This is a genomic window from Streptomyces hawaiiensis (assembly GCF_004803895.1).
Classification (GTDB): Bacteria; Actinomycetota; Actinomycetes; order Streptomycetales; family Streptomycetaceae; genus Streptomyces; species Streptomyces hawaiiensis.
This window is the reverse complement of the sequence record NZ_CP021978.1, coordinates 8,073,770-8,084,544: the sequence shown is the minus strand read 5'-3', so window position 1 is coordinate 8,084,544 and position 10,775 is coordinate 8,073,770. Positions and strand designations below refer to the sequence as shown.

The following is a 10,775-nucleotide window of genomic DNA, read 5'->3' as shown; positions in this document are numbered from 1 at the left end:
AGGCGCCCGGAGGCTCGGGGCCTGCCGGCCCTGTATCGGCGGATCGGGCCGGCAGGCTTCAGGGGTGTTCGGCGGATCGGGCCGGGCAGTCCCTAGACGCGGCCGAAGACCAGCGAGACGTTGTGGCCTCCGAAGCCGAAGGAGTTGGCGAGGGCGGACTGCCACTGGCCGGTCCGCGGTTCGCCCATGACGACGTCGAGTTCGACCTCGGGGTCGAGGTCGCGCAGATTACGCGTGGCGGGCACCTTGCCGTCGCGCAGTGCGAGGAGCGCGGCAGCCGCGCCAGCGGCCCCGGAGGCCCCCAGCATGTGGCCGGTCATGGATTTCGTGGCGGTCACCACCGGGTGTGTGCCGATGGTCTCGACGATGGCCCGGGCCTCGGCCACATCGCCCTGCGGCGTGGACGTGGCGTGCGCGTGCACATGGCCCACGTCCCTGGGGCCGACGCCCGCGTCCCGCAACGACCGAGTGATGGCGCGTACCTGGCCCGGTACGTCGGAGGCTGTGATGTGGGCGGCACTTGAGCTGATACCGGCGCCCAGAGCGGCGGCATACGCACGGCCGCCTCGGGCGCGGGCGTGCTCGGCCCGCTCCAGGACCACGACGGTTCCCCCTTCGGCGAGGACGAAGCCGTTGCGCTTTGCGTCGAAGGGGCGGCAGGCGCCCTCAGGGTCGTCGTTGGCGGTGGACAGGGCCATCATCTGCGCGAACGCGGTCAGCGGCAGCGGGTGGACGCTGGCCTCCACGCCGCCCGCCACGACGACGTCGGCCCGGCCGGCCCGGATCAAGTCGAGGCCGAGGGCGATGGCCTCAGCCCCGGAGGCGCACGCGCTGACCGGGGCGTGGGCGCCTGCGAGCGCTCCCAGGTCCATACTCACGCACGCGGCGGGGCCATTGGCCATCAGCATGGGCACCGTGTGCGGGGACACTCGGCGCGGACCCTTCGTCTCCAGGTTGTGGTTCTGCCCGAGCAGCGAGGTGATCCCCCCGATGCCCGTACCCACTACCACCGCGAAGCGCTCCGGGTCGACCTCGGGGGCGCCCGCGTCCGTCCAGGCTTCCCGCGCCGTCACGACGGCGATCTGCTCGGCCCGGTCGAGGCGGCGTGCCTCGGTCCGGTCCATGGACTCGGCGGGATTTCCCGAAAGACGCGCGGCGATGCGCACAGGCAGTTCCTGGGCCCAGTCCTCCTCAAGGCGCCCAATTCCGTTGGCGCCGTTCTGCATGGCTGCCCACGTGCTCGGCATATCCGCGCCGAGCGGTGTCATGGCACCAAGGCCGGTAACCCATACGTCCACTGTCTTCCTGTCCCTTCTCGTGCCGATTCGCCTCATCGCGCCGCCCACGGCAATCGGGCTGCACGCCCCTTCTCTTGTCAGGCGGATGCCGGAAAAGGATCGAAGGAGAAGGGACAGATCCGCATGCGTCCGCACGCTAGCCAACGGTCCAGCCGGCTTGCAAGCTGCCCCTTTTCGCGGGGAGTTGGCGGTTAGGGGGTTGCCCGCACCCCCCTATAAAGGGAGACCGGGTACAGGGGGTTTCATGATTTCCGGCCCTGCATACCGGCGGGCGCATGTGCAGGCCGGTCCGGAGGCTGAGGTCCGGAGGCCGGAGCGGCCCGGTCGCCCCCCCGGCAGGACATGATCACCGCGGTAGGGGGGAGTACCTGTGGTGTGTGGCCCATACATACGATTGGTACGCACGCAGGCATCCGGCGAGACAGTGGAGGCAGGCCAGCCGTGAAGACAGCGGAAAGGTGCACGGCGCGACGGCTCCTTGCGGAGCTGTTCGCCCAGGCGCAGGGGGGCAGCGGTTGCGCCGCCCTCGTCCTCGGCGCACCCGGGATGGGCCGGACCTCGCTGATCCACTACATCCAGGCGCACGCGGAGGCATCGGGGGCCACCGTCCTGAGCGCCGTCGCCTCGGCAGCGGAGCGGACCCTCCCCTTGGGCGTGGTCATGCAGCTGCTCGCCGCCGGGGGCCTGGCCCCGCACGTGGCCGCCGGCCGGAGCGAGACCCCTGCCGAGGCGGTCGACGCCGTGTACCGCCTGGTGTCCGGCGCCGAGCACACCCCCCTGGTCATCACCGTCGACGACGTCCACGAGATCGACGACGCGTCCCTGGAATGCCTGCTCCACCTCACCCGCCGGGTGGCCTCGCTGCGCATCCTGGTCGTCCTCTCGGGACGTGCCGAGCTCGCCCGGGGCAACCAGGCGGTGGCCGCCGAGTGTGTCCGCAACCCCAGGTGCACGCTGATCCGCCTGGCGCCCTTGTGCACCCGGTGCACCGAGAGCCTGCTGGCCGAGCACCTGGGAGCCGACCTCGCCCGGCAGGCCGCCCCCGGGTGGCAACAGGCCTCCGGAGGCAGCCCGTTGTTGCTGCAGGCGCTGGCATGGGACCGGGCCGCGACCGAGGAACCGGCCGCCGGAAGCGCAGCAGGAGCCTGCGGAGATGCCGCGCCACCCGCAGGGAACGAGGCCATCCGCCTCGCCGTCCAGTACGTCCTGGGCCAGCTGGGAGACGACGTACTGCGCACCGCTCAGGCCCTCGCCGTTCTCGACGCGGCAAGCCCCGCCGAGAACGTACAGCGTCTCCTTCGCCACCTCGGCGTGCCCGTCGGCAGAGCCGCGCAGGCCGTCGGCGCCCTGGAGGCCGTCGGTCTGACCGACGGCACCCGCTACCGCCTGGACGCCGCGCGGGTCAACGTCCTCGACGAGATGGCACCCGACGAACGGGCGGGGCTGCACCTCCGGGCCGCGAGGGTGCTGCACGAGACCGGGGCCGAGCCGCGAGAAGTGGCAGAGCACCTGATGTGCGCGGGCCCCTGTGCGGACGAGTGGGCGATGTCAGCCCTGCGGGACGCCGCGGCGCAGGCACTGCGCGAGCACGACGCCGAGTGGGCCGTCACCTGTCTGCAGAGCGCGTACGAGGCCTGCGGGGAGGGAGCGTACAAGGCGGCGGTCCGGGCCGAACTCGCCCAGGCTGCCTGGGAGATGGACCCCGCCGCAGTTCGTCACCACCTGGCCGGGCTCCTCGCCGACCACGGGCGCGGCCTCCTGAGCCGGGAGCACGGGCTCATGCTCATCACGTACCTGCTGTGGCTGGGCCGCCCGCAGGACGCCGATGCTCTCTTCGCCGACCTCGACGCCGCCCGGGACCAGTTGCCCGAGCTCCTCCAAGCGCGCTTGGACACGCTGCATATCTGGTTCGCGTACTTCTACCCCTCGCTCGGGGCCCGTTACCACCGCGCGCCGGGCGACGGCGAGCGGGTGCTCGGCCACGGCACCGGGGCCGTGGACCGGCACTCGGACGGGGCTATCGTGCTCGCCTCGCTGCTCACCGAAGGGCCGACCCGCGGGGCCGTCGAAGCCGCGGAGCAACTGCTGCAGGGCGTGGTCCTGCACGACCCGCCGGTGGCACCGGCCATGGCCGCGCTCATCTCCCTCATCCGTGCCACGCGCCTCGACCGCGCCGCCGAATGGTGCGACCTGCTGGTCCAAGGCTCCACCGGACGCACTGCCACGACACGGGCGATCCTGCTGGCCGCCAGCGCGATCCTGGAGAGCTGGCTCGGCCGCTTCGAGACCGCGCGCAGACGCGCGGACCAGGCTCTCGCGCTGATCTCCGCACCGGCCTGGGGCGTCGCCATCGGCCTGCCGCTGTCCGCGAAGGCCCTGGCCTACGCGGGGCTCGGGGACGTCGAGGCATCGGCCGCGTGCTTCCGTATCCCCGTACCCCAGGAGATGTTCCAGTCCCTGCCCGGTCTGCACTACTTGCAGGCGCGGGGCCGCCACCATCTGTCCGCGGGCCGCTACCAGGCGGCGCTCGGTGACTTCTACGCCTGCCGGGACCTGATGTCGGCCTGGGAGCTGGACGTATCGGTGTTCACGGCCTGGCGGGTGCACGCGGCCGAGGCGCTGATCGAGCTTGGCAGCCCGGTCCAGGCGCGCCGCTTCCTGGAGGAGGAGCTGGCCCGGCCGGGCCAGGGCAGCGCATGGCTGCGCCGCAGGGCACAACGGCTGTACGACCGGCTTGTCCCGGCCTCGTCCGGGGACGACTGCGGCGGGCGGAAGCCCGAGGGCGGCGAGCGGGCCGAAGGCGCCGGTACGTCGGCGGTCCTCAGCAAGGCCGAGCAGCGCGTCGCCCGCCTCGCCGCCGACGGACTCATCAACCGGGAGATCGCCGAGCAGCTCTTCATCACGCCAAGCACCGTCGAGCAGCATCTGACGCGCATCTACCAGAAGTTGGGGGTACGCGGCCGGGCCGCCCTCCCCCGGGCCCTCGCCCGGGAGACGGCCGGCCCGACCCGGGATCCAGTCGGCCGGTGACGGGTACGGCCCGGCGGGCCGCCTCTCACGCCCGCCGGAAGCCCTGCCCGCTCTTGCGGCCGAGGAAGCCGCAAGTGACCAACTCCTTGATGGCAGCGGGTGGTTCGTTCCCGCCGTCGGGGAACTCCTTGTGCAGGCACCGCAGAATGGCGAGCGAGACGTCCAAGCCGATGCTGTCGAGCAGCGCGAAGGGCCCCATGGGGTACCCGAATCCGTCCTTCACCGCGTCGTCGAGCTCCTTGATGTCGACGCCGTACCGGTCCAACAGGCGTATCGCGTCGGCGAGATAGGGGAACAACAGGCGGTTGACGATGAACCCGGCCTCGTCCGGACACTCCACGGCGACCTTGCCGAGCTGATCGCAGAAGGCACGCGCAGCCGCCATCACCTGGTCGCCGGTGTCCGGGGTGCGGACCAGCTCGACGAGCTTCATCACGGGCGCCGGATTGAAGAAGTGCAGGCCGAGGACATCACCGGGCCGATCGGCCGGCCCGGTACATGTGGCGACGGACAGGCTGGACGTCGTGGTGGCGAGCAGCGCACCGGGGCGGCAGACCGAGCCGAGCCGCGCGAACAGGCTCCGCTTGAGCGGCAGGTCCTCGGCCGTCGCCTCGATCACCAGGTCGCAGTCGGCGAGGGCCCCGAAGTCCTCGGCCCCGTCGAGGACAGCGAGCGCCCCGGCCTTCTGATCGGGGGTGACCTTGCCGCGGCGCACCGCCTTGGTGAGCGAGGCGTCGACGGAGTCGAGGGCGCGGCGTGCCTTCTCCTCACTGCGCGCCACCAGGGTCGTACGCAGTCCCGCGACCGCGCAGACCTCGGCGATGCCACGGGCCATGGTGCCGGACCCGAGCACACCGACGCGTGCCACGGGCTGCGCGCCGGGGGCGTCGCTCCCCGCTCCGTCGGTGCCACCGCCCGGGTACGCCCGGCCCTCGTCGTCGTAGCGGTAGAAGCCCTCACCGCTCTTTCGCCCCAGCGCGCCGCCGCGGACCATGGAGGTCAGCAGGGGGGTGGGCCGGAAGGCGTCGTCGCCGGTGCGCGCCCACAGCTCGGACAGGTGGGCGTGGACTCCGTCCAGGCCCAGTTCATCGAGGAGTTGCAGCGGCCCGGCGGGCAGTCCGCAGCCTAGGCGCATGGCCGTATCCACGCTCTGCGCGGGGACGAAGCCCTCCTCGACCAGGGCGACCGCGCGGTTGAGGCTCGCGTACACGAGTTCGGTGGCCAGCGGGCCCGCGTGTGTGCCGACGGCCGTCGGTGCGAGACCCAGCTGCGCCACCAGTTGCTCCACGGTGCTGATGGCGTCGTCCAGGCTCATCGAGGTGAACACGGACTCGACGGCACCACCGACGACCGGCGGCCTGAACAACCGCAGTCCCCCGGTCCGCTCGGGGCGGCCCGAGGCGATGGCGAGGCGGGGCAGCGGAAGCGAAGCCGTGGTGGAGAGGAGCACCGTCTCGTTCGGGCACAGGCTGTGCAGGCGGCGCAGGACATCGACCTTGGTGGCCAGGTCTTCGTCCACGGCTTCGATCACGACGTCGGCGCGGGCCAGGAGCGCCGTATCGTTGGTCAGCGTGCAACCGTCCTTGTCCCAGGTGTGGCCTCCTGACCTGGCCTTCATACGTCGCTCGACGCGGGCCAGCACGTCGAGTTCCCGATCCACCCCCACGGCCGTGTATCCCGCGTCGGCCACCAGGCGCAGCATCGCCTCGCCGACAGCCCCGAGACCCACCACCCCGATGACGCTGGGCTTCTGTGTCATGTACTGCATCCTTGCGTTCTCGTAGACGGTTGATCAGGTGCGGAAGCGGTTGACGGCGTCGAGGTGTTTGGCGCGCATCCCCTCGTCGCGCACGCCCATGCCCTCCTCGGGCGCCAGGCACAGCACACCGACCTTGCCCTGGTGGAGGTTGCGGTGCACGTCGTACGCGGCCTGGCCGGTGTCCTCCAGCGAGTACACCTTCGACAGCGTCGGGTGGATCTTCCCCTTGGCGACCAGGCGGTTGGCCTCCCACGCCTCGCGGTAGTTGGCGAAGTGTGAACCGATGATCCGCTTCAGCGACATCCACAGGTAGCGGTTGTCGTACTCGTGCATGTAGCCCGAGGTCGAGGCGCAGGTGGTGATGGTGCCGCCCTTGCGGGTGACGAAGACGCTCGCGCCGAAGGTCTCGCGGCCCGGGTGCTCGAAGACGATGTCGATGTCCTCGCCGCCGGTGAGCTCGCGGATGCGCTTGCCGAAGCGCTTCCACTCCTTGGGGTCCTGGGTGTGCTCGTCCTTCCAGAACTTGTAGCCCTCGGCGCTGCGGTCGATGATCGCCTCGGCGCCCATCGAGCGGCAGATGTCCGCCTTCTGGTCGCTGGAGACGACACAGATCGGGTTGGCGCCGCCGGCCAGCGCGAACTGGGTGGCGTACGAGCCGAGTCCGCCGCTCGCGCCCCAAATGAGGACGTTGTCGCCCTGCTTCATGCCGGCGCCGTTGCGGGAGACCAGCTGCCGGTAGGCGGTGGAGTTCACCAGACCGGGCGCGGCGGCCTCCTCCCAGCTCAGGTGCTGGGCCTTCGGCATCAGCTGATTGGACTTGACCAGCGCGAGCTCTGCCAGGCCGCCGAAGTTGGTCTCGAAGCCCCAGATGCGCTGCTCGGGGTCGAGCATCGTGTCGTTGTGGCCGTCCGAGGACTCCAGCTCGACGGACAGACAGTGCGCGACGACCTCGTCGCCGGGGCGCCAGGCGTTGACGCCCGGGCCGGTGCGCAGGACGACGCCCGCGAGGTCGGAGCCGATGATGTGATATGGCAGGTCGTGGCGCTTCGTGAGCTCGGAGAGCTTGCCGTACCGCTCCAGGAAGCCGAACGTCGGCAGCGGCTCGAAGATCGAGGTCCAGACGGAGTTGTAGTTGACCGAGCTGGCCATCACCGCAACGAGCGCCTCGCCGGGGCCGAGTTCGGGCAGTGGCACTTCGTCCAGATGAAGCGACTTGCGGGGGTCCTTCTCATGACTTGGAATGCCCGCGAACATCTCCGTATCCTCTTTGCGGATGACAACGCCCCGGTAGCTGTCCGGGAGTCGCAGCGCCGCATAGTCGGCAGCGGTCGCCTCACCGGAGAGGACGGCGTCGACTATTTCCTTCACGTGGGTTTCCTCCCGAAGCGAGCATGACTGCGGCGCATGTGCGCACCACGGTGCGACCCTAGGGGGCGACCCGAAATCTGAGAACCCTTAGGAAATGCTCCCCCCTTAACGCGGCCGCACTGACATCCACAGGGAACGAATGAAGATAGGGGGTCGGGAATTAGGGGGATTTGCAGGTTGCCGCACTGCATACACGTCCTGCAGTGTGAAGTGCTGCAGGACGGTAATCGGGAACGGTCACAGGGAAAGAAATTGAGCGACAGTTACGACGACGGCGCAGCGTGGGTCCGGCGTTTCCACCCATCCGACGGGGCGCCAAGGCGACTCTTCTGCTTCCCGCACGCCGGGGGCTCGGCCAGCTTCTTCTTCCCGACGTCGAGGTCCCTGGCCCCGGGCACGGACGTCCTCGCCGTCCAGTACCCGGGTCGGCAGGACCGGCGCAACGAGCCGAACATCCCCGACATGGCGCAGATGGCCGATCGGGCCGCTGCGGCGCTGCTGCCCTGGACGGACCTCCCGTACGCGCTGTTCGGCCACAGCATGGGGGCCACCCTGGCGTACGAGGTCGCCCGCCGGCTGCAGTCGGCGGGCCGACCGGCGCGCGCGCTGTACGTTTCCGGCCGCCGGGCCCCGCACCGCGTCCTCGACGACGGTCTGCACCAGCTCTCGGACGCCGAAATGGTCGCCGACATCAGCGCGTTGGACGGCACCGGATCACAGGTGTTCGGCGACGCGGAGCTGATGGACATGATCCTCCCGGCGATCCGCAGCGACTACCAGGCAGCGGAGACCTACTGCTACGAGCCTGGGCCGGCGCTCGACTGCCCCATCCACGCCCTCACGGGTTTCTCCGACCCCCGGGTCCCCGTGCGCGAGCTGCACCACTGGAGCGAGCACACCAAGGACTCCTTCGACCTGCGTGTTTTCTCCGGCGGCCACTTCTATCTCGTGGAGCACCACGAGAGCGTCCTGGAGTGCATCGCCGAGGGGCTCCGGGCAATATGACCGTGTACTCGCCAGCTCCGACGTAGGGCGGCATCGGCGCCCTGGGCGCGGGCTCGTACCTGCCGACACGGATCGTCCCGAACGACGAGGTGGCGGCGTCGGCCGGAGTGACGGCCGGGTGGATCGCACGCAAGACCGGCATCAGCGAACGGCGCTATGCCGCACCGCACGAGGCCACCTCCGACCTGGCCGACGAGGCAGCCGCGCGAGCCCTGGACGACGCCGGGGTTCAGGCCCGGGACCTGAGCTGGATCGTGGTGGCTACCTCGACACCCGACCAGCCCCAGCCGGCCACCGCCGCCTTCGTCCACAACCGGCTGGGCGCGACGCGCTCCGCATGCTTCGATGTCCTGGGTGAACTCCGGGAACTCGTTCTCCTGCTCGAACGGCAAGGTGGACGCTCGCGCGTCACAGGGCTCCGACCTGGACTCACTGGCAAGAGTCCTGCCACAGCCACCACAGACGGAGACACCGTGGAATGGCGCAGCACCGCGCATCGGGCGCGCAACGCGCCCAGCCGCCCTCCCGCACACGATGGAACTGCGGAAGACAACGCACGGCGGCGAGTCAGTACGAGCGGCTCAAGCACCGCAAGGTGGGCGAGTACCGGGATGTGCCCCTCCCGGCGCGGGTGCGCCAGACGATCGAGTGGTACGCCGACAAACACGGCACCGTCGACGGCTACCTGCTCCGCCACCCCGGCGATCCGACCCGCACCTTCCCGCATTACCACATCGCCAACCAATGGCAGCGGATCAAGAAGGCCGGCCAGACCGACATCCCCGGCGGGATGGTCGTCTACGGCCTGCGGCACTTCTTCGCCTCCAACTGCCTCACCCACCACATCCCCATCACCGACGTCGCCGAGTGGATGGGCCACAAGACCATCGAGATCACCTTCAAGATCCACCGCCACCTCATGCCCGGCTCCATCAGCAAAGCCGCCAAAACCCTCAACCACAGCCTCGCGGCATAGCTCATCGCCGCAAAAGACCTCACCGAACGCATCAAGGCGACCTTCGTCTACACGGGCATCGACGCCGCCGCCACACCTCTGTTCACCGGAGTCCGCGGCGCCCAGCTCGCGGGCCGCGCCAGCCTCATCACCTGCGGCCCCCTGCCCGCCCGCCCTGGCGCCCGCCGGCCTTTCACCGACCTCACGGTGCGTGAAGCAGTTGGTGGTCCGGCTCATCACCTGGGACCGGGCGAATGCCGCGGTCAGTGAGGGCTTGGTCGACGGCGCTGAGGTAGGCAGTGCGGCAGCCGGTGTGAGCAGAGCTGTTACCAGCCGCACGCGCCCCACCTCCACACGGCTGGACGGGGCTGGGTCATGAAGCGTGGCGGGACGCTGCGGCCGGACCGATGACGTCCGGCCTTCTTGTCACGCACACGGTCGACGGCAGCTTCGACCACCAGATGCTTCGCGGGCGGTATCGAGACTGATCTTCTCGGCGACCTGGTCCGCGTCAAGGAGGTCCTGCAGGTCACGACCGTGCGCGGACAGCGCGCAGGCCCTGTCCTGCCATGGTTTCCCGGGCGACCACGACGGTTGCGGTCTGAATTGGCGCTGGAACGGCTGATAAACCATGCCCCGAGAGCAGCAGGCTTCCGGTGGCGGCAGCCCACCCATGGGGGCCCGGTTACCGCTTCCACCACATAGACGTCTGGCCGATCTCGGGTCGAAAGGTGCACGCCCCTTCCCTGCCGCGGCGTCGCGGTCCACAGTGAAAGCAGCACTACCGCACACCGGAGGCCGTCATGCTCCTTCTCGGCATCATCTTGCTGGTCGTCGGCTTCGTCACCGGCATATCGATCCTGTGGACGATCGGAATCATCCTCGCGGTCATCGGCGCGATCCTGTGGATCATGGGCTCCATGGGACACGCGTTCGCCGGCCGCCGACACTACTGGTGACGTCCTCCAGGGGAGCGCCGGGCTGCGGCCCGGCACCAGCGTCCCCACCGCGTTGCCGGTCGTACCCGGCGTCGGAGGCGGTACGCGACGAGCGCACTCATCCGTAGCGGGTGATGCCTGCCGGGCGTCGGCCGGGTTTGCTTTTGACCCATGCCAGATGATATTGCGACGCGCGCTTATGAGTTCCGTGTCGCCGGCCCAGTCCCGCAGGACATAGCGGAGACGTTCCCCGAGCTGGACACTGTGGCGATCGGCACCCAGACGGTGTTCTACGGCGACGTCGTGGACGAAGCGCATCTGTGGGGCCTGCTGAACCGCTTCCAATTGTGCGGGCTGCTGATCGTTGAAATGCGGCCACGCCCCTCATAGCTAGGTTCGACAACGCGCTCTCCCGGCCCACC

General features: G+C 70.0%; 7 protein-coding genes and 1 pseudogene. 5 read left to right on the top strand and 3 right to left on the bottom strand.

Translation table 11 applies throughout. From position 1 onward, the window contains the following. Positions 1–92: 92 nt before the first annotated feature. Positions 93–1,334, bottom strand: coding sequence for a beta-ketoacyl-[acyl-carrier-protein] synthase family protein (locus tag CEB94_RS36725; RefSeq protein WP_175436259.1), 1,242 nt, complete (start codon positions 1,332–1,334; stop codon positions 93–95). Positions 1,335–1,739: 405 nt separating this feature from the next. Here CEB94_RS36725 and CEB94_RS36720 point away from each other — a divergent pair, with 405 nt between their 5' ends. Further along, positions 1,740–4,328 (top strand): AAA family ATPase, encoded by a 2,589-nt coding sequence (locus tag CEB94_RS36720; protein ID WP_218945955.1) that lies wholly within the window; start codon positions 1,740–1,742, stop codon positions 4,326–4,328. 25 nt (positions 4,329–4,353) lie between these two features. On the opposite strand, the gene CEB94_RS36715 is transcribed toward CEB94_RS36720, so the two are convergent. Then, complete coding sequence (locus tag CEB94_RS36715) at positions 4,354–6,087, bottom strand: 3-hydroxyacyl-CoA dehydrogenase family protein (RefSeq protein ID WP_175436257.1); 1,734 nt, start codon at positions 6,085–6,087, stop codon at positions 4,354–4,356. 33 nt (positions 6,088–6,120) lie between these two features. Next, complete coding sequence (gene ccrA, locus CEB94_RS36710) at positions 6,121–7,455, bottom strand: crotonyl-CoA carboxylase/reductase (RefSeq protein ID WP_175436256.1); 1,335 nt, start codon at positions 7,453–7,455, stop codon at positions 6,121–6,123. A 252-nt stretch (positions 7,456–7,707) separates the two neighbouring features. On the opposite strand from ccrA, the gene CEB94_RS36705 reads away from it, so the two are divergent. The 4 genes and pseudogenes from CEB94_RS36705 (at position 7,708) to CEB94_RS36690 (ending at position 10,743) form a co-directional block, all read left to right on the top strand. Continuing rightward, on the top strand, positions 7,708–8,460 hold the full coding sequence (locus CEB94_RS36705) for a thioesterase II family protein (protein WP_175436255.1): 753 nt from the start codon (positions 7,708–7,710) through the stop codon (positions 8,458–8,460). Between the two features lie 571 nt (positions 8,461–9,031). Further along, a pseudogene (locus CEB94_RS42355) lies at positions 9,032–9,436 on the top strand (tyrosine-type recombinase/integrase); the annotation flags it as partial. Positions 9,437–10,218: 782 nt separating this feature from the next. Next, positions 10,219–10,374: a DUF6131 family protein gene (locus tag CEB94_RS36695; RefSeq protein ID WP_175436254.1), complete on the top strand. Its 156-nt coding sequence runs from the start codon at positions 10,219–10,221 to the stop codon at positions 10,372–10,374. Between the two features lie 150 nt (positions 10,375–10,524). Further along, a complete protein-coding gene (locus CEB94_RS36690) occupies positions 10,525–10,743 on the top strand; it encodes a hypothetical protein (protein WP_175436253.1) in 219 nt (72 codons plus the stop codon). The last annotated feature ends 32 nt before the right edge of the window (positions 10,744–10,775 follow it).